The sequence below is a fragment of the Pseudogracilibacillus sp. SO10305 genome (assembly GCF_037072005.1).
In the GTDB taxonomy this organism is placed as follows: domain Bacteria; phylum Bacillota; class Bacilli; order Bacillales; family Amphibacillaceae; genus Pseudogracilibacillus; species Pseudogracilibacillus intestinigallinarum.
In genome coordinates this window covers 135,143-155,543 of the sequence record NZ_JAXHDE010000001.1, presented here as the reverse complement: position 1 = coordinate 155,543, position 20,401 = coordinate 135,143, and the positions used below count along the sequence as shown (strand labels likewise).

Below are 20,401 nucleotides of genomic sequence, written 5' to 3'. Positions count from 1 at the left end.
TGGCTCGTTATTTGTCACCATTTCTATTATCCAAATTCATATTTTTCATGCGTATAGTCGTCGCAAAAATTTTTATTTTACTGTATGTTATCATAGCAAATATTTTAATTATTTATGAATTTAATTGACAAAATAATAAAATAATTAAAATGTTTTATTCGAATTCAAGAAAAAATATGTTAAAATGAACTTTAGGATAAGATTAAGATGATTTTGGAAGGGGAATTTTAATTACATGGCTAATGAAAAACAATACAATGTTGCAGTTGTTGGAGCAACTGGAGCAGTAGGACAGAAAATTGTACATTATTTATCGGAAAACTTATTTCCGATTAACGAATTGAAATTACTTTCGTCTAAAAGATCGGCAGGGACTAAAGTTAATTTTCAAGATAGAGAGATAACGGTAGAAGAAGCTACAGCAGATAGTTTTAAAAATATTGATATTGCATTTTTCTCTGCAGGAGGCTCTATTTCTGAAAAATTAGCACCGGAAGCGGTAAAACATGGTGCCGTTGTTGTGGATAATACGAGTCACTTCCGAATGGATGAAAATGTACCTTTAGTAGTTCCAGAAGTGAACCCTGAACATCTAGAAAACCATAAAGGAATTATTGCAAACCCGAACTGTTCAACGATTCAAATGGTGGCAGCATTAAAACCAATTCAAGATAAATTTGGTTTAAAACGTATTATCGTTTCGACATACCAAGCTGTATCAGGTGCTGGTTTAGCTGCTGAACAAGAGTTAACAAAACAAACTGGGCAACGTTTAGCAGGAGAGGAAATGGAAGCAAATGTTTTACCAGCAGGTTCGGATAAACGTCATTTCCCAATTGCATTTAACGCACTTCCACAAATTGATGTGTTTGATGAAGATGGTTATACAAAAGAAGAATGGAAAATGATGAACGAGACGAAGAAAATTATGGGAGATGCAAATTTACAAGTTGCAGCAACATGTGTCCGTCTGCCAGTATTTACGTCTCACTCTGAAAGCGTCTATATTGAGACGGATAATGAAGTATCTGTAGACGAGATTAAAGAAGCAATTAAACAAGGTGAAGGATTAATGTTAGAAGATGATCCAGCAACACAAACATATCCGACACCATTGAGTGCGACAGATAAGAAAGAAGTTTTTGTCGGTCGTATTCGTAAAGATGTAGACCATAAAAATGGTTTCCATATGTGGATTGTATCAGATAACTTAGTAAAAGGTGCTGCATGGAACACAGTACAAATTGCAGAAACTTTAGTAAAAAATAAAATTGTTTAAAGAAAAGGTTTGATTATAGAATGAAAATATTAGTTCAAAAATTTGGTGGAACTTCTGTACAGACAAAAGAAAATCGAACACATGTTATCAAACAAATTAAGCGTGGATTAGACGCTGGTAATAAACTAGTGGTAGTTGTTTCAGCTTTAGGTAGAAATCCCGATCCATATGCAACAGATACGTTATTAAAAATGGTCGATTATAAAGAGAAATCAATCCATGCAAAACGTGAGTTAGATATGTTGATGTCGTGTGGAGAAACGATTGCCTCTGTAGTATTATCTAATGAACTACAACAAAATGGGTTGAATGCTACAGCGCTCACTGGTGCACAAGCTGGTTTAATAACGAACGATGAATTTACAGAAGCAAAAATAAAAAAAGTAAAACCAGATCGGATTAAACATGAACTAATGGATCATGATGTTGTCGTTGTTGCAGGATTCCAAGGTAGGACAGAATCAGGCGATATTACGACGATTGGCCGTGGTGGTAGTGATACGACTGCGGTTGCATTTGGTGCATCATTACAAGCGGAATCTGTAGATATTTTTACAGATGTGGAAGGGATGATGACAGCTGATCCACGGGTGGTCGATTCAGCCCGGATTATCGATGTCGTCACATATGCAGAAACTTCTAATCTAGCTTATCAAGGTGCAAAGGTTATCCATCCACGGGCAGTGGAAATTGCAATGCAAGCGGAAATTCCAATTCGAATTCGTTCAACATACTCAGATCATATTGGTACACTCATCACATCGTCTCGAACGAAGGAAATGGGAGTTGATATTCCAGATCGCCTCGTAACTGGTATTGCACATATTGATGAAATTGCTCAACTGAATATTCCAATTAAGGAAAATGATATTCAATCGCAAGCAACGATATTTCAAACGATGGCAGATGCGAATATATCTGTAGACTTTATTAATATGTCACCAACGAAAGTTGTATATACTGTGTCGAATGATGTTGCTAAAAAAGCGGTACAACTGCTAGAAGAAAAAGGTTTTAAAGTGACTGTCGTTGAACATTGTGCAAAAGTATCTGCGGTTGGAGCTGGGATGACAGGAATACCTGGAGTTGCTGCAAAAATAACGACAGCATTAACGAAAAACGATGTGAAAGTATTACAATCTGCTGATAGTCATACGACCATTTGGGTATTAGTAGAAAATAATCAATTGAAATTAGCAATCAATGCTTTACATGAAGCATTCGAATTAAATAAAACTTCCGCTTATATTTAGTAGAATGGCATAAAGAAAGTTAGAGTAAAAGGAATAAAAGATCCTTTTATTCTAACTTCTTTTTGTTTGTAAACGGTCTACGACATCTTCATAGTATGATATACTAGAATCAATTGTTTAAGGGGAACGTAAGAAATATTCTCCATATGTTATAGAGGTGAAAGAAGTTGGCAAGAAAAAAAACGAAAACGAAACGAAAATCAAAAAAGAAAGAAACCCGACTGCTTCGCCATGAATTGGTCGGTTTGTTATTAATTTTTATCGCGATTTTTGGTAGCGGAGCATCTATTATAAGTGATGGATTTATTCCGGCAACTTTAGAAAACTTTTTCCGATTCTTTTTAGGAATATGGTATTTCGTATTATCCATCGCCATATTTGTGATAGGGTTGTATTTATTATTTAAAAGAGCATACCCCAATTTTTTTACGAAGCGTAAAGTAGGCTTTTATATATTCTTTTTAGGGTTATTATTGTTTACCCATATTCAATCCTTTCAAATGTTACCATTTGACATAAAAAATATAGACGTTTTTAAAGAAACATGGACTCAATATACGAGTTATGTAAATGGAACAGGAACGTACGCACTATTAGGTGGCGGCTTCATTGGAGCCATTTTATTAGTAGTGACAAAGTTTTTGTTTTCATTGGCTGGAGCGAAAATGATTGCTATTTTCGCCATTTTAATCGGTATATTTTTCATGTTAAATATTACGTTTGATCAGGTCGGTATGTTTTTTAAACGTATATTTTCGACAACGACAGAAAAAATTAGTGAAAATCGCCAAAAGCAGCAAGATAAAAAGTTGAAAAAGAAAGAAGAGATTGAAAAAATACCTTCTCCAGTGGAAGAAGATGTAGTTGATGTAGCATATAGTTTTGAAGAAACAGAGCATGGACAATTAGAAGTGCAATTAATGGAAGATGTACTAGAAGAACAAGATGATGCTTCCTTTTCTGTGCCGAATGTAACAAATGAAGATTATACATTGCCACCAGTATCGTTGCTTGCAGAACCGGTTAAACATACACAGCAAAAAGAAAAATCTCAAATTCAAAGCACGGTAAAGTTACTAGAAGAAACGTTTGATAGTTTTGGGGTTCGGGCGAAAATAACGAAGGCACATGTCGGTCCCGCAGTGACAAAGTATGAAGTACATCCTGAAGCAGGAGTAAAAGTAAGTAAAATTGTAAACTTACAAGATGATATTGCGTTAGCTTTAGCGGCACAAGATATTCGAATTGAGGCACCTATTCCAGGTAAATCTGCTGTAGGAATTGAAGTGCCAAACAGTGATGTTGCACCCGTATCACTACGTGAAGTATTAGATGTATCGAATGTGCATGAGAAAAAGTTATTATTTGCATTAGGGAAAGATATATCTGGGAATGTCGTGCAAGGGGAATTAAATAAAATGCCTCATTTACTCATTGCTGGGGCAACAGGTAGTGGTAAAAGTGTTTGCATAAACGGAATTATTACATCTATTTTAATGCGTGCAACACCTGATGAAGTAAAAATGATGATGATTGATCCAAAAAAAGTAGAATTAAATGTGTACAATGGTATCCCTCATTTATTAACACCGGTCGTTACAGATCCAAAAAAAGCATCTGTTGCATTACGAAAAATTGTCGTTGAAATGGAACATCGATATGAATTGTTTTCCGACACAGGTACAAGAAATTTAGAAAGTTATAATAGTTATATTCGAAAACAAAATGAATTATCAGATGAGAAGGTACAGCCATTACCATATATCGTCGTTTTAGTCGATGAGTTAGCCGATTTAATGATGGTTGCTTCTAACGATGTTGAAGATGCCATTACAAGATTAGCACAGATGGCTAGAGCCGCGGGAATTCATTTAATTATTGCGACACAAAGACCCTCTGTTGACGTCATTACAGGGGTGATTAAAGCGAATATCCCATCTCGTATTGCATTTAGTGTGTCATCACAAGTCGATTCACGAACGATCCTTGATATTGGTGGAGCAGAGAAATTACTTGGTAGGGGGGACATGCTCTATATTCCTGTAGGGATGTCTAAACCAATCCGAGTCCAAGGAGCATTTTTATCAGACGATGAAGTGGAAAGAATTGTCACACATTGTAAGAATGAACAAAATGTTCAATACGAAGAAGAAATGATTCCAGAAGAACCATCAGAAACTTTGTCGGATGTAGAAGATGAATTATTTGAAGAGGCGGTACAATTAATTGTCGAAATGCAAAGTGCTAGTGTATCCATGTTACAAAGAAAATTTCGAATAGGATATACGCGAGCAGCACGTTTAATTGATATGATGGAAGAGAGGAATATTGTGGGTCCATATGAAGGAAATAAGCCTCGTATGGTTTTAATTGAAAAGAATGATGAAAAAAGTTCATAAATAACTAGAATAAGAGTTCAAAAAAGTTTCAATAAATGCTATATTAATTTTAGTAATATAAAATTGCTATATTACTAACATAAAGTTTACATACATTCATAGAAAAGGGGGGAAATGACATCTGTTTTGCGCTAATAACGAAAATGGAGGAGAACAATGAAAAATAAAAAGTTTTTATTATCATTAGGATTAATTTTAGTTTTAAGCATGTTTTTAGCTGCATGTGGTGGTTCGAACAATAACAATAGTAATGATGGTAACAAGGATGCAAATGGAAATAACGGTGAGTCCACTGATGATTTTTCAATAGCAATGGTTACAGATACTGGTGGTATTGATGACAAATCGTTTAACCAATCTGCATGGGAAGGTTTAAACGCTTGGGGTGAAGAGCACGGTAAAGAAAAAGGTGCGGACGGTTTTGATTATGCACAATCAGAAGATGATAGTGATTATATGCCGAACTTTAGCCGTTTAGTGAAAAATGATTTTGATTTAGTTTACGGTGTTGGGTTTTTATTACAAGATGCTGTAGAAGAAATTGCATCACAAAATCCGGACAACTACTTTGCAATTATTGATACAGTTGCAGAAGAGGCTGACAATATTACAAGTATTACATTTGCTGAACATGAAGGTTCATTCTTAGCAGGTGTAGTTGCGGCAATGAAAACAGAAACAGATAAATTAGGTTTCATCGGTGGAGTGGAATCTGATTTAATTAGTAAATTTGAAGTAGGATTTGTTGCAGGAGCGAAATCAGTAAACCCTGATATTGAAGTGAAAATTCAATATGCGGAAGACTTTAACGCAGTAGATAAAGGAAAATTAATCGCTTCAAACATGTTTAATGATGGAATCGATATTATTTATCATGCAGCAGGAAACACTGGTAACGGTGCTTTCGCTGAAGCAAAAGACATTAAACAAAATGATGCAGATCGTGAAGTATGGGTGATCGGTGTAGACCGCGACCAATATGAAGAAGGACTTAATGAAGATAAATCTGCTAGTGTTACGTTAACATCTATGGTGAAACGTGTAGACATTGCAGTTCATGAAGTTGCAAATGAAACAATGAATGGAGAATTCCCAGGTGGAGAAACATTAGTATTTGGATTAGAAGATGAAGGTGTTTCTGTAGCTGATACGAATGAAGAAGCATTTACTGATGAAATTCGTGAAGCTGTAAAAGAGTGGGAAGAAAAAATTAAATCTGGCGATGTGGATGTTCCAAAAACTCGTGACGAGTTAAAAGAATTTGAAGAATCGCTATAATAAGAGAGGAGCTAGTAAATACTCTAGCTCCTTTTTCTTACATATCGTTTAACACAGTTATTTGTGTGAAGGGGTGAAGAACGCGGTGGATTACGTTATTGAAATGTTAGATATTCGTAAGGAATTTCCAGGGGTTGTAGCAAATAATAATATAACATTACAAGTTAAAAAAGGTGAAATTCATGCTCTATTAGGCGAAAATGGTGCAGGAAAATCCACTTTAATGAACGTATTATTTGGATTGTATCAACCAGAACGCGGTGAAATTAAAATTAAAGGTGAAAAAGTACACATTACAAATCCAAATATCGCAAATGATTTAGGAATTGGAATGGTACACCAACATTTTATGTTAGTAGAGCCTTTTACGGTTACACAAAACATTATATTGGGAAGTGAACCGAAAAAAGGTGTTAAAATAGATTTAAGAAAAGCGGAAAAAGAAGTTCAAGAATTATCTGACCGATATGGGTTAAGGGTAGATCCGAAAGCGAAAATTCGTGATATTTCGGTTGGAATGCAACAAAGGGTAGAAATTTTAAAAATGTTATACCGTGGTGCAGATGTACTTATATTTGATGAACCGACTGCTGTATTAACACCACAAGAAATTGATGAACTGATTGAAATTATGCAATCGCTAGTAAAAGAAGGTAAATCGATTATATTAATTACTCATAAATTAAAAGAAATTATGCAAACATGTGACCGCTGTACGGTAATTCGTAAAGGGGAAGGAATTGGTACGGTCAATGTTGCGGATACAACAGTTGATGAATTGGCAGCATTAATGGTTGGACGAGCTGTTAGTTTCAAAACAGAAAAAACAGAAGCTAACCCTCAGGAAGTCGTATTGGAAGTGGAAAATTTACATGTAAATGATACGCGAAATGTACCGACAGTAAAAGGATTAAACTTAGAGGTACGTGCAAATGAAATTGTTGGTATCGCAGGTGTCGACGGAAATGGACAAACAGAATTAATTGAAGCAATAGCTGGACTACGAAAAGTTGAATCCGGTTCAATCTCTTTAAATGGAAGACCAATTACGAAGTTATCGCCACGAAAAGTAACGGAAATGGGATTAGGACATATCCCACAAGACAGACAAAAAATGGGACTCGTATTAGATTTTCCAGTATCTGAGAACATTGTTTTACAATCTTACTACAAAGAACCGTATTCTAAATATAAATTATTAAAATATGAAAAAATTGATCAATATGCGAAGGAAATCGTCGATGAGTATGATGTACGTACACCGTCCATCCATACGAAGACGAGTGCGCTTTCTGGTGGAAACCAACAAAAAGTCATTATCGGTCGTGAAGTAGATCGTTCACCAGACTTTTTAATTGCAGCACAGCCAACACGGGGATTAGATGTTGGAGCGATTGAGTTTATTCATAAAAAATTAATCGAAGAACGCGATAATGGAAAAGCCGTTTTACTCGTTTCATTCGAATTAGATGAAATATTAAATGTGAGTGACCGTATCGTCGTTCTTTTTGATGGTAAAATTGTAGCTGATGTCAAACCGAGTGAAACAAATGAACAGCAATTAGGTTTATTAATGGCAGGTAGTGTGGAAGAAAGAGTAGGTGAGGAGACATGATATCAAATCGTCTATTTAATATCATCGTTCCATTTGCTTCCGTATTTATTGGATTAATTGCAGGGGCAATTATTATGTTAATTTACGGATATAGTCCAATTGAAGGTTATAAAGCATTATGGAATGGAGCATTTGGAGATGCGTATTTCTTTGGAGAAACCATTCGCCAAGTAACACCATATATATTTACTGGTCTTGCAGTAGCCTTTGCATTTAGAGCAGGATTATTTAATATTGGTGCAGAAGGACAAGTGTTTGCAGGGTGGTTAGCGGCGGTTTGGATAGGAACGTCTTTTGACTTACCGATATTCATTCACTTACCTTTGGCAGTTATTGTAGCTGCACTAGCAGGGGCCGTGATTGCATTTATTCCTGGATTATTAAAAGCACGTTTAGGAGTACACGAGGTAATCGTTACGATTATGTTCAACTATATCGTTTTATATAGTGCTAACTCGATTATTCGTAACGTTTTAACTGATTCAGCAGATAAAACTGAAAAAATTGCTCCAACTGCATCATTACAATCGGAATGGTTGCAAGGTTTAACAGATTATTCACGTATGCATTATGGTATTGTGTTAGCGTTGTTAGCAGTTTTTGTTATGTGGTTTATTATGGAAAAGACGACGATCGGATATGAAATTCGCTCTGTTGGATATAACCGTCATGCATCAGAATATGCTGGAATGAAAGTTAGTAAAAATATTATTTTAGCCATGGTTATCTCTGGTGCATTTGCTGGATTAGCTGGTTCAATGGAAGGATTAGGAACTTTCGGAAATATGTCCATACAATCAGGATTTACCAACTTAGGATTTGATGGAATTGCAGTTGCATTATTAGGTGCTAACCGAGCAATCGGTGTCGTGTTTGCAGCTATATTATTTGGAGCATTAAAAGTTGGAGCATTAAATATGCCGACGGATGCAGGAGTTCCTAGTGAATTAGTCGATGTTATTATCGCATTTATTATATTCTTCGTTGCTTCAAGTTATTTAATTCGTTTAATCATTTTACGTTTCCAAAAGGGGGAGAAATAAATGGTCGATATTTTAAATGCCATCATACCAGCAGCACTATTTTTCTCTGCCCCACTTATTTTTACAGCACTTGGTGGTGTGTTTAGTGAGCGTTCTGGTGTGGTAAACATTGGGTTAGAAGGTTTAATGGTGATGGGTGCATTTGTTGGAATCGTTTTTAACCTAACGTTTGCAGAAACACTTGGGCCTTGGACACCGTGGTTATCTATGCTCGTTGCAATGGTCGTTTCTGGATTGTTTGCGATTATACATGCGATTGCTACTGTTTCCCTAAGAGCTGATCATGTTGTTAGTGGTATTGCCATAAACTTTTTAGCTTTAGGTCTTGGAGTGTTTTTAACGAAACAGTGGTATGAAAAGGGACAAACAGATATGATTTCAAAGCCTTTTTATACAAAAACAATTCCATTATTATCTGATATACCTGTAATAGGAACGATTTTCTTTAAAGGTGTATATTTAACATCGTATATTGCAATTATTTTAGCATTTGTTGCATGGTACGTATTATATAAAACACCTTTTGGTCTACGTTTAAGAGCGGTTGGAGAACATCCAATGGCAGCAGATACAAACGGAATCAATGTGTATAGAATGCGTTATATCGCTGTCATTATTTCAGGAATGTTAGGTGGACTTGGCGGTTCCGTCTTTGCAATGACAATCGCATTAAACTTCTCTGCGACGACAATTGCCGGACAAGGATTTATGGCCTTAGCGGCGGTTATTTTCGGGAAATGGCACCCACTCGGAGCAATGGGAGCAGCCTTATTCTTTGGTTTTGCCCAAAGTTTAAGTGTCATTAGTTCAGGAGTACCGATTTTAGCAGATGTACCACAAGTATACTTATCTATCGCTCCATACGTCTTAACAGTGTTAGCATTAGCAGGATTTATCGGACGCGCGGAAGCACCGAAAGCATTGGGAGATCCGTATATTAAAGGTACAAGATAAATGACATTCAAATATTATTAATGTCATGAATTGAAAAACGGCTATGTTTATTTTTATCATAAACATGGCCGTTTTTTTATAGAAAAGCATTGGATAATGTATAAATGTTTTAAAATGATGTAAAATGAACGAGAGGTGAAAGGAGCGTTTTTATGCATAAAAAATTACAAGAAACAATAAAAAAATACGAAGGTTATCATGTTCATTTCATTGAGACGAAAAAATTCAAAACGATTCAATTTATCGTGAAGTTTCGCTCTCCTTTACATAGAGAAACCATTACGAAACGTGCTTTACTTCCTTATATATTAGAAAAAGGAACAGTAAACTATCCAACAGAAAAAAGTTTTATGCGTAAATTAGATGACTTATATGGTGCATCATTATCTGTAGATGCTAATAAACAAGGAAATCATCATATCATTAATTTTCGTTTAGAAATAGCGAACGAAAAATTTTTACCGTATAGTGAAGGAATAACAGAAGAAGCGTTGCTATTACTACAAGAAGTTATTTTTCATCCGCACATAGCTGGTGATTGTTTTCCGAAAGAAGTCGTTCGTCGTGAAAAAATAACACTTAAAAATGAAATTGAAGCAATTACAGATGATAAAGTTGCCTTTTCGAATAAAAGACTGATTGAGGAAATGTGTGAAAAGGAGCGTTTCAGTATTGCGACAAATGGATATGTAGAAGATCTTCCATTTTTAAATGAACATAATATGTATACATATTATGAACAAATGTTACAGGATGATCGTGTTGATGTTTATGTATTAGGTGATATAAATGCAAAAGAAATGGAAAAGAAAATAACTCATTTATTTGACCAGAAAAAGAGCATTTCTATTCCTATAGTAACGGAAGAGAATGTAGTTAAAAAAGAGGTAAAAAACATTACAGAAATCCAACAAATCCATCAAGCAAAATTACATATCGGTTATCGTACGAACTGTACATTACATGATGAAGCATATGCTGCACTTTTACTATTTAATGGTATTTTTGGAACGTATCCAAATTCAAAGTTATTTCAAGAAGTTCGTGAAAAAGAAAGTTTGGCCTATTATGCTACTTCCAGAATAGAAAGTCATAAAGGATTATTGATTGTGATGGCTGGAATTGAAGGGGCCATGAGTGAAAAAACAAAAACAATCATATTTAAACAATTAGAAGCAATGCAACAAGGCGATTTTACAGAAGAAATTGTCGAAGAAACAAAACGTTTATATATGAATGACCTTCGTGAAACACTTGATCATCCACGTGGAATTGTCGAGTTATTGTATCAACAAACATATGTAGCACATCCATGGTCTATCGATACATTTATGGAACGAATTAGCGATGTAACAAAAGAAGAAATTGTTAAAGTTGCCAACCAAATTGAACTTGATACGGTTTATTTATTAACGAATGAAGCAGAGGTGAAACAAGATGCATAAACATGTGTATGAAACAATTGATGAAACAGTGTATGAAACGACATTGTCTAATGGATTAAAAGTGATGCTTATTCCAAAAACAGAGTCAGAAAAAACATTTGGTATTTTTATGACGAATTATGGTTCGATTGATCGGACATTTACTCCATTGAATCAAAATGAAATGACGACAGTTCCAGATGGGATCGCACATTTTTTAGAACATAAATTATTCGAAAAAGAAGACAGAGATGTATTTACAGACTTTTTGTATGAAGGTGCATCACCAAATGCGTATACATCGTTTACTAAAACAGCATATTTGTTCTCGGCGACGAGTAATATTGAAAGAAATGTAGAAATATTACTCGATTTTGTACAATCACCTTATTTTTCAGAAGAATCTGTTGAAAAAGAAAAAGGCATTATTGAACAAGAAATAAAAATGTACGACGATCAAGTAGACTTTAAACTGTATATGAAAACATTGGAAAATATGTATGAAACACATCCAGTTCGAATTGATATTGCTGGGACAGTAGAATCGATTCAACATATTACAAAAGACGATCTATATACTTGTTATGAAACATTTTATCATCCGTCCAATATGGTGCTTTGTATCGTGGGAAATTTTCAAGTAGAATATTTAATGGATACAATCCAAAAAAATCAGGCAACGAAAACATTTGCTACACCGACACTAATTAAGCGAGCGGAAATTACTGAAAAAGAAACTGTATATAAGGCAGAACAAGTAATGTCCATGGATGTTTCCATGCCAAAAGTGATGATTGGTATAAAACATAACCCGGATTTTATAAGCGAAACAGAAAGAATGAAACATGAACTAATGGAACAATGGGTACTTGATTATTTCTTTTCTTCTAGTGGTGATTATTATGAAATATTGTATAAAGATGAGCTAATTGATGAAAGTTTTGATTATCAGTCAACCGTTGAAGAAGCTTTTAATTTCACGCTTTTTAGTAGTAACACAGAACAACCAACATTATTTCACAAACGACTGACTTCTCTTTTATATCAAATAAAGTCTTATCCATTTACTGAAGAAAATTTGGATAAAATGAAGCGAAAGTGGATGGGGGAATATATAATTGAAATGGATTCTATTGAAAATATAGCCAATGAATATTGCCATTATTATTTTGAAGGAATCGACTTTTTTACGATGCAACAAATTGCTCATAATATTACATTGGCAGACCTTAGGTCATTTATTGAAAATTGGGTCCAAGAGGATAAACTAACAGTAACGATGATAGAAAAAGAAAGTTAAAGGTGACATGATGAAAAATGTATTAATTTTAGGGGCGAGCGGAGATATTGGCCAAGCAATTGCGAAACAATTGGCAGATGAAGGATATCAATTAATATTACATTATTTTAAAAATGAAACATCTATGCGCCAATTACTCGAATATATTAACGAGGAAAGGGTATTACAAGTACTTCAAGCGGATTTAACGAGAGATGAAGGTGCAAAAACATTATGTGAGTCCGTATTGTATCAAGTAGACGGTATTGTTTATGTAAGTGGTACCGCACATATTGGATTGTTTCAGGATACTGAGGAAGATATAATGGATAAAATGTTACATTTACATGTGAAATCACCTTGGTATATTACACAACATTTTCTTCATCAAATGATTCAAAAACAGCGGGGGAAAATTATATTTATTACATCTATTTGGGGAAATGTTGGGGCAAGTAATGAAGTAATATATTCGTCTGTAAAAGGAGCACAAAACAGTTTTGTACGTGCTTTAGCTAAAGAGGTAGGTCCTAGTGGTATATCTGTTAATGCGGTAAGTCCCGGATTTATTGACACAAAAATGAATACTCATTTGGAAGCAGCTGAAAAAGCACAAATTATTTCACATATTCCTTTAAATCGAGCGGGGATGACAGATGATGTTGCAAATGCTGTTAGTTTTTTAATGAGTGATAAATCAAATTATATTCAAGGGGAAGTAATGAATATATCAGGTGGATGGTCTTAAAAATATGACTTAGACAGAGCTTGAGACAAACAATATGTTAATTATTGATTAACTTTTGTCTCAAGCTTTTCTTATATAAAATAAAAATTAAAAACAAATACACCATTGTATTGCATTTGTTCATTTGATTCGGTAAAATTAAATAGGACGTAAATAGATTATAGATATCTTTCAATTAATGTGAAAGATAAACGAAAAGAGGTTATTGTAATGGAAAAGAAAGAATGGTATTTTGAATACGAATTACAATATAACCGACCAGGACTCTTAGGAGATATATCTACGTTACTTGGTATGTTATCAATTAACATCGTAATGATTAACGGAATTGAAAATGCACGTAGAGGGATGCTTATACTTTCTCATAGTGATGATAATGTTGAACGTCTGAAAACGATATTAGAAAAAGTAGAAACGATAAAAATAAGAAAACTACGTAAACCAACTTTACGAGACCGTTTAGCTGTTAGGCATGGCAAATATATTCATCGTGATACAGAAGATCGAAAAACCGTTCGCTTTGTTCGGGATGAATTTGGATTACTCGTAGATTTTATGGCTGAATTATTCAAAAGTGATGGTCATAAATTAATTGGAGTAAGGGGGATGCCAAGAGTTGGAAAAACGGAGTCTATTGTTGCGGGAAGTGTGAGCGCAAATAAAAAATGGCTTTTTGTTTCTAGTACTCTACTAAAACAAACAGTTCGAAATAAATTGATTGATGGTGAATATGGAGAAGATTATATTTACATTATTGATGGAGTCGTATCACAACAAAGAGCAAACGAGCAACATTGGCAATTAATTAGGGAAATTATGCAGCTACCAGCAACGAAAGTTGTCGAACATCCAGATGTATTCATTCAAGCAACGGAATATACGATTGATGATTTTGATTATATAATTGAAATACGACGCGATGATGAAGAGGAAATTACGTATGAAATAATGGAGCGACAACATAATTTTGATCAAGGGTTTTCAATGTTTGATTTTTAAGATGGACGGTGTTGAAAAATGGAAATTGGACAAATATTAAAAGAGGCGAGGGAAGAAAAATCTCTTACATTAGATGATATCCAAGAGATGACGAAAATTCAAAAAAGATATCTCGTCGCGATTGAACAAAATGAATTTCAAGCATTACCAGGAAGATTTTATGCAAGGGCATTTATAAAAGAATATGCTGAAGTAATTGGTTTAAATGCTACTGAATTACTTGCAGAGTTCGATGAAGAAAAGATTGAAACAGAAGATTTAACAGAAACGGCTCAATATAGTAGATTAGAACGAACAAAAGCGCCGAAAGAAGCGAAAAGCATTTCCTTTTTATCCATTATTCCGACAATAATAGTCGTCATTTTAATTATTGCAATTGTCGTAGTTGCATGGATGTTTTTACAGAAATCATCAAATGATTCAGAAAATGAAGCAGTTCAGAATGACAATGAAATCATACGTGATGTGAATGAAGGAAAACAAACAGAAAACGAAAACGATAATGAAGCTGGAACAAATGAAGATGATGCAAAGAATGGAACAGACGAAGAAGAAAAAGAAACAGGTTCATTTGAAGTGGATGAAATTGGAGAAGAGAGTTCCCCACTATCTACCATGTCATTTACATATAGTGGTGATAAAGTAGAGATTGAACTTAAAGCAGAACAGGATACATATCTTGAAATAAAAGGTGCATCAGATGACGTCTATTATGCAGATACATTAATGGCAGATGCAGATAGTGATACATTTGATGTAACGGATGAAGATAGAGTGTATTTTAATATTGGAAATACTGCTGGATTAACCGTTTATATTAATGGTGTTGAAATGGAATATCCAGTCGACCGAAATGAAAAGGTACATCAAAAAATTTGGGTGAATTTAGTTAAAAACTAATAAAAGATTGAAGTTTGGATATCATATAAAAGTCCTTACTTCAATCTTACTTATTTTATAAAGAGAAAGGCGATAAAAATGAATATACCAAATAAAATTACGATTTCACGTATTTGCTTAATCCCGTTTTTTATCCTTATTTTAAGCATTCCTTTTGATTGGGGAGCTTGGGAAATAGGGGAAACGACATTACCAATCACACATTTTGTTGCAGCAATGATTTTTTTAGTTGCGTCATTAACAGATTGGTTAGATGGTTATTATGCTAGAAAATATAATTTAGTGACAAATATGGGGAAATTCTTAGATCCGTTAGCAGATAAACTACTCGTATCTGCGGCATTTATTTTACTAGTTCAACTTGGTTTAGCACCAGCATGGATTGTTATTTTAATTATTAGTAGAGAATTTGCGGTTACAGGATTACGTTTAGTTGCATCGGGTGAAGGAATTGTACTTGCTGCGAGCAATATGGGAAAATTAAAAACTGTATCACAAATTTTATCTATCGCATTATTATTACTACATAATTATCCGTTTTCATATATCGATATCCCAATGGATATCATCGTGTTATATATTGCATTTATTTTAACGACATGGTCAGGAATTGATTATTTTATTAAAAACTGGCACGTAATGAGGGATTCTAAATGACAAAGCAATTAAATACCGAAATTATTGCAGTCGGTACAGAATTATTACTTGGTCAAATCGCAAATACAAATGCACAATGGATGTCGGGTGAGCTAGCTGCTAATGGCATTAATACGTATTACCATACAGTTGTCGGTGATAATATGGACCGTTTAACAGCTGTGTTTAAGCGAGCACAACAAAGATCGAATGTTGTGCTTGTTACTGGTGGATTAGGACCAACACAAGATGATCTTTCACGTGAAGCGTTTCAACAGTTAACAGACTTACGTATAGTGGAAGAAAAAGACTCTTTACAAAAGATAATCGACTTTTATCGTGACCAAGGAACGGAAATGACCCCAAATAATCGGAGGCAAGCTAGAGTTTTTGAAGATTCAAAAGTATTACCAAATAAAGTTGGTATGGCGCCAGGAAATTTAGTTGTATATAAAGATGTAATATGGATATTTATGCCTGGTGTACCAAGAGAGATGAAACAAATATTTTCAGATGAAGTCATTCCATATTTAAAATCAATTAATGGTGAGATGGTTATTGAATCAAAAGTATTGAACTTTACTGGCATTGGTGAGTCAGTATTAGAACATACTTTAGAAGATTTAATTCGAACACAACATAATCCAACCATTGCCCCATTAGCTGTAAAAGGGAAAATTACAGTACGTGTTAGTGCAAAAGCGGAAACGAAAGAAAAAGCTCTTTCCATGATTGAGAATACAAAAAAAGAAATTCTGTCTTATATAGGTCGTTTTTATTTCGGTGAAGGTAGTATGACATTAGAAGAAAAAGTATTCGATTTATTAAGAGAACAGCAAATGTCGATTGCTAGTGCTGAAAGTTTAACTGGAGGTTTATTTGCAAGTAATATCGTTGATAACTCTGGTGCATCTGCTGTCTTAAAAGGTGGGGTCGTTTGTTATGATCCAGCGGTTAAACGTCAAGTTTTACAAGTAGCAGATGAAACAATTCGTACACATGGAACAGTAAGTGAACAATGTGCCAAAGAATTAGCGGAAAATGTTCGGCATATATTAGGAAGTTCTATCGGAATTAGTTTTACAGGTGTAGCAGGACCGAATGAAATAGAAGGTAAAAAAGCCGGAACAGTTTATATCGGCATTGCAACTGAAGAAGGAACGAAAGTAAATAAATTTGTTTTTGCAGGAAACCGAAAACAGGTGAGAGAACGGGCTGTATTAAAAGGATATGAATTATTATTTACATTTTTAAAATAGTTTTTTACACCATGAATGAGGGACAAAACTATCATTTTGGACAATGAAAGGTATGAAAAATGAATTTTTTCATATAGAAAGACGAACAAAACATAAGAACATGCATTCGCATATTGTTTGTATATTTTATATAAACGATGTATGATAGAAAGCAGATAGTTCAAATTGGGAGGTAACGCCAGTGAGTGATAAACAAAAAGCATTAGATGAAGCACTAAGAAAAATAGAGAAACAATTTGGAAAAGGATCGATTATGAAGCTTGGTGAAGAAGCGGAACGTAAAATCGACACGATTTCAAGTGGATCTTTAGCGTTGGATGTTGCATTAGGAATTGGTGGATATCCGAAAGGGCGTATTGTTGAAATATACGGACCAGAATCGTCAGGTAAAACAACTGTAGCATTACATGCCATTGCAGAAGCACAGAAAAAAGGTGGACAAGCCGCATTTATCGATGCTGAGCATGCATTAGACCCGAATTATGCAAGAGCTTTAGGGGTTAATATTGATGAATTATTATTATCTCAACCAGATACAGGTGAACAAGCATTAGAAATTGCAGAAGCATTAGTACGAAGTGGCGCAATTGATATTTTAGTAGTTGACTCTGTGGCAGCTTTAGTACCTAGTGCAGAGATTGAAGGGGAAATGGGAGATGCACACGTAGGTTTACAAGCTCGTCTTATGTCCCAAGCATTAAGAAAATTATCTGGTGCAATTAATAAATCTAAAACAATAGCAATTTTTATTAACCAAATTCGTGAAAAAGTTGGTGTAATGTTCGGTAACCCGGAAACAACACCAGGTGGTCGCGCATTAAAGTTCTATTCATCTGTTCGTCTTGAAGTACGTCGTGCTGAAACATTAAAGCAAGGATCAGATATGATTGGAAATAGAACGCGTATCAAAGTAGTGAAAAATAAAGTAGCTCCTCCATTTAAACAAGCAATGGTTGATATTATGTATGGAGAAGGGATTTCCATTGAAGGTGAAATACTAGATATAGGTTCTGAATTGGAAATTGTGGAAAAGAGTGGAGCATGGTACTCTTATCAAGGGGAACGCTTAGGACAAGGTCGAGAAAATTCCAAACTGTTCTTATTAGAAAATGAAACAATTCGTGACGAAATTCATCAAGCAATTCGTGATCATTATGAATTAGACGAGGCTGCTGAAAAAGCGCCAGAAGATGAAACAATGGATGAATTAATCGAAGAAGATTTACTATAACTTATTAGAAATGCCCATTTATTTTCCTTATGATGTCATAAGAATTGTAAATGGGCGTTTTTCTTACATCGATGACGGAGGCCACTGGTACCATTTTTCTGCGTGAACTAGAAAACAAGTAAAATGAAAGTAGTTGGACACTTTTGTTGTATATTAGCGACTACAATAACTAATCACTTGAATAGGTGAGGAACATTTTGTGACAAGTACACAAGTTTTTTACAATGAAGATATAAAACATGGATCGTATTTTCTAACGAAATTATGTGAAAAACAAATAAAATAAAGGCTTTTCATTGACATTGGTAATTAGTACATTTAAAATTAAATTGTATAATTATTTTTATATATTATACAAATTTATTCGCTATTGATTAAAGGTTTTTATGCCGACAATAAAGAATTGTACAATTTTATAGCAATAGGAGGTGAAGAACGTGGACAATCCTATACTCATCTCCGTTTTGCTTGCATTAGTCCTAATCGTCGGTATTGTTGTTGGTTATCTTGTTCGTAAATCAATTGGAGAAGCAAAAATTTCAAGTGCTGAAAACTTAGCCAAACAAATTGTTGAGGAAGCACATCGAAATGCAGAAGCAGCTAAAAAGGAAGCACTTTTAGAGGCAAAGGAAGAAAATCATGCATTTCGTCAACAAGTAGAAGAAGAATTACGTGAACGACGTACAGAGGTACAGAAACAAGAAGATCGCTTAATTCAAAAAGAAGAAATTTTGGACAAGAAAAGCATTACAATTGATAATCGAGAACTCTCATTAGAAAAAAGAGAACAAAATATAGCAGAACAACAACAACAGATTGAAGAAATGAGAAGCAAAGTAGATGCATTACTTGAAAAGCAACATACGGAGCTTGAGCGCATTTCTGGCTTAACAAGTGAACAAGCGAAACAAATTATTTTGAATCGTGTAGAAACAGAATTAAACCAAGAGACTGCGGTTATGATCAAAGAAGCAGAGAATCGTGCAAAAGAGGAATCGGATAAAAAGGCGAAAAACATTTTATCTCTTGCTTTACAACGACTTGCTGCAGATCATGTTGCAGAGACGACTGTTTCGGTCATCAATTTACCTAATGATGAAATGAAAGGTCGTATAATTGGACGAGAAGGGCGAAACATTCGTACGCTTGAAACGTTAACAGGAATTGATTTAATCATTGATGATACACCAGAAGCTGTAATTTTATCAGGTTTTGACCCAATTAGACGAGAAATTGCACGAATTGCATTAGAAAAATTAGTACAAGATGGTCGAATTCATCCAGCTCGTATTGAAGAAATGGTCGACAAGGCGAGACGAGAAGTTGATGATCATATTCGTGAAATTGGTGAGGAAGTTACATTTGAAGTTGGTGTACACGGATTACATCCTGACCTCATAAAAATATTAGGTCGCTTAAAGTATCGAACAAGTTATGGTCAGAATGTGTTAAAGCATTCGATGGAAGTTGCGCATCTATCAGGACTGCTTGCAGCTGAATTAGGAGAAGATGAAGTACTTGCAAGAAGAGCAGGTTTACTTCATGATATTGGAAAAGCGATTGATCATGAAGTAGAAGGTAGTCACGTTGAGATCGGTAAAGAATTAGCAATGAAATACAAAGAGCATCCTGTTGTTGTGAATGCTATCGCATCACACCATGGGGATGAAGAAGCAACATCAATTATTTCTGTACTTGTTGCTGCCGCGGATGCATTATCTGCTGCAAGACCAGGAGCGAGAAGTGAAACACTTGAAAACTACATTAAACGTTTAGAGAAATTAGAAGATATTTCCGATTCGTTTACAGGTGTTGAAAAATCATACGCTATTCAAGCTGGTAGAGAAGTACGTATTATGGTTAAACCAGATGAAGTTGATGATGCAACGGCAACGCATATGGCAAGAGAAATTCGTAAACGAATTGAGAGTGAATTAGAATATCCTGGACATATTAAAGTAACCGTTATTCGTGAAACGAGATCTGTAGAATATGCAAAGTAATTGCAAATAAATGAATTCAATATGACAAATAATAAAAAAAGCGGTTTTTTACCGCTTTTTTTTGTTACATAGGAAAGAACGCAATGAAATGATATAATATT

The 20,401-nt window shown here is 34.6% G+C and carries 16 protein-coding genes; all 16 read left to right on the top strand.

Annotated features, from left to right (window positions below; translation table 11 throughout):
- Positions 1–235: 235 nt before the first annotated feature.
- The 16 genes from SPD45_RS00840 to rny all read left to right on the top strand — a co-directional run bounded on the left by SPD45_RS00840 (position 236) and on the right by rny (position 20,300).
- Positions 236–1,279 carry an aspartate-semialdehyde dehydrogenase gene (locus SPD45_RS00840; RefSeq protein WP_336265683.1) on the top strand — a complete coding sequence of 348 codons (1,044 nt, stop codon included), beginning with the start codon at positions 236–238 and terminating at the stop codon, positions 1,277–1,279.
- A gap of 20 nt (positions 1,280–1,299) precedes the next feature.
- Positions 1,300–2,532 (top strand): aspartate kinase, encoded by a 1,233-nt coding sequence (gene dapG, locus SPD45_RS00835; protein WP_336265682.1) that lies wholly within the window; start codon positions 1,300–1,302, stop codon positions 2,530–2,532.
- Positions 2,533–2,699: 167 nt separating this feature from the next.
- Complete coding sequence (locus SPD45_RS00830) at positions 2,700–4,931, top strand: FtsK/SpoIIIE family DNA translocase (protein WP_336265681.1); 2,232 nt, start codon at positions 2,700–2,702, stop codon at positions 4,929–4,931.
- A gap of 156 nt (positions 4,932–5,087) precedes the next feature.
- The gene (locus tag SPD45_RS00825; protein WP_336265680.1) at positions 5,088–6,209 is read left to right on the top strand and encodes a BMP family lipoprotein; all 1,122 of its coding nucleotides are present in this window, start codon (positions 5,088–5,090) and stop codon (positions 6,207–6,209) included.
- 85 nt (positions 6,210–6,294) lie between these two features.
- A complete protein-coding gene (locus tag SPD45_RS00820; RefSeq protein WP_336265679.1) occupies positions 6,295–7,824 on the top strand; it encodes an ABC transporter ATP-binding protein in 1,530 nt (509 codons plus the stop codon).
- Positions 7,821–8,867 (top strand): ABC transporter permease, encoded by a 1,047-nt coding sequence (locus tag SPD45_RS00815; protein ID WP_336265678.1) that lies wholly within the window; start codon positions 7,821–7,823, stop codon positions 8,865–8,867. The genes SPD45_RS00820 and SPD45_RS00815 overlap by 4 nt, the downstream gene beginning before the upstream one ends.
- Positions 8,868–9,821: an ABC transporter permease gene (locus SPD45_RS00810; RefSeq protein ID WP_336265677.1), complete on the top strand. Its 954-nt coding sequence runs from the start codon at positions 8,868–8,870 to the stop codon at positions 9,819–9,821.
- 152 nt (positions 9,822–9,973) lie between these two features.
- On the top strand, positions 9,974–11,266 hold the full coding sequence (gene yfmF / locus SPD45_RS00805) for an EF-P 5-aminopentanol modification-associated protein YfmF (protein ID WP_336265676.1): 1,293 nt from the start codon (positions 9,974–9,976) through the stop codon (positions 11,264–11,266).
- Positions 11,259–12,545, top strand: a complete 1,287-nt coding sequence (gene yfmH / locus SPD45_RS00800) for an EF-P 5-aminopentanol modification-associated protein YfmH (RefSeq protein ID WP_336265675.1) — start codon at positions 11,259–11,261, stop codon at positions 12,543–12,545. Before yfmF ends, yfmH begins: the two co-directional genes overlap by 8 nt.
- Positions 12,546–12,555: 10 nt before the next feature.
- Positions 12,556–13,272 (top strand): elongation factor P 5-aminopentanone reductase, encoded by a 717-nt coding sequence (ymfI, locus tag SPD45_RS00795; RefSeq protein ID WP_336265674.1) that lies wholly within the window; start codon positions 12,556–12,558, stop codon positions 13,270–13,272.
- A 210-nt stretch (positions 13,273–13,482) separates the two neighbouring features.
- Positions 13,483–14,271: a YmfK family protein gene (locus SPD45_RS00790; RefSeq protein WP_336265673.1), complete on the top strand. Its 789-nt coding sequence runs from the start codon at positions 13,483–13,485 to the stop codon at positions 14,269–14,271.
- 18 nt (positions 14,272–14,289) lie between these two features.
- A complete protein-coding gene (locus tag SPD45_RS00785; RefSeq protein WP_336265672.1) occupies positions 14,290–15,171 on the top strand; it encodes a helix-turn-helix domain-containing protein in 882 nt (293 codons plus the stop codon).
- 78 nt (positions 15,172–15,249) lie between these two features.
- Positions 15,250–15,828, top strand: coding sequence for a CDP-diacylglycerol--glycerol-3-phosphate 3-phosphatidyltransferase (pgsA, locus tag SPD45_RS00780; protein ID WP_336265671.1), 579 nt, complete (start codon positions 15,250–15,252; stop codon positions 15,826–15,828).
- Positions 15,825–17,066, top strand: coding sequence for a competence/damage-inducible protein A (locus SPD45_RS00775; protein ID WP_336265670.1), 1,242 nt, complete (start codon positions 15,825–15,827; stop codon positions 17,064–17,066). Before pgsA ends, SPD45_RS00775 begins: the two co-directional genes overlap by 4 nt.
- 181 nt (positions 17,067–17,247) lie before the next feature.
- A complete protein-coding gene (recA, locus tag SPD45_RS00770) occupies positions 17,248–18,297 on the top strand; it encodes a recombinase RecA (protein WP_336265669.1) in 1,050 nt (349 codons plus the stop codon).
- A gap of 437 nt (positions 18,298–18,734) precedes the next feature.
- Positions 18,735–20,300 carry a ribonuclease Y gene (rny, locus tag SPD45_RS00765; RefSeq protein ID WP_336265668.1) on the top strand — a complete coding sequence of 522 codons (1,566 nt, stop codon included), beginning with the start codon at positions 18,735–18,737 and terminating at the stop codon, positions 20,298–20,300.
- Positions 20,301–20,401: the final 101 nt, after the last annotated feature.

Coding starts and splice junctions, on each gene's coding strand:
- SPD45_RS00785 (WP_336265672.1), top strand. CDS start 14,290: ATGGAAATTGGACAAATATTAAAAGAGGCGAGGGAAGAAAAATCTCTT.
- pgsA (WP_336265671.1), top strand. CDS start 15,250: ATGAATATACCAAATAAAATTACGATTTCACGTATTTGCTTAATCCCG.
- SPD45_RS00810 (WP_336265677.1), top strand. CDS start 8,868: ATGGTCGATATTTTAAATGCCATCATACCAGCAGCACTATTTTTCTCT.
- SPD45_RS00840 (WP_336265683.1), top strand. CDS start 236: ATGGCTAATGAAAAACAATACAATGTTGCAGTTGTTGGAGCAACTGGA.
- SPD45_RS00815 (WP_336265678.1), top strand. CDS start 7,821: ATGATATCAAATCGTCTATTTAATATCATCGTTCCATTTGCTTCCGTA.
- yfmF (WP_336265676.1), top strand. CDS start 9,974: ATGCATAAAAAATTACAAGAAACAATAAAAAAATACGAAGGTTATCAT.
- dapG (WP_336265682.1), top strand. CDS start 1,300: ATGAAAATATTAGTTCAAAAATTTGGTGGAACTTCTGTACAGACAAAA.
- SPD45_RS00825 (WP_336265680.1), top strand. CDS start 5,088: ATGAAAAATAAAAAGTTTTTATTATCATTAGGATTAATTTTAGTTTTA.
- ymfI (WP_336265674.1), top strand. CDS start 12,556: ATGAAAAATGTATTAATTTTAGGGGCGAGCGGAGATATTGGCCAAGCA.
- SPD45_RS00790 (WP_336265673.1), top strand. CDS start 13,483: ATGGAAAAGAAAGAATGGTATTTTGAATACGAATTACAATATAACCGA.
- SPD45_RS00775 (WP_336265670.1), top strand. CDS start 15,825: ATGACAAAGCAATTAAATACCGAAATTATTGCAGTCGGTACAGAATTA.
- yfmH (WP_336265675.1), top strand. CDS start 11,259: ATGCATAAACATGTGTATGAAACAATTGATGAAACAGTGTATGAAACG.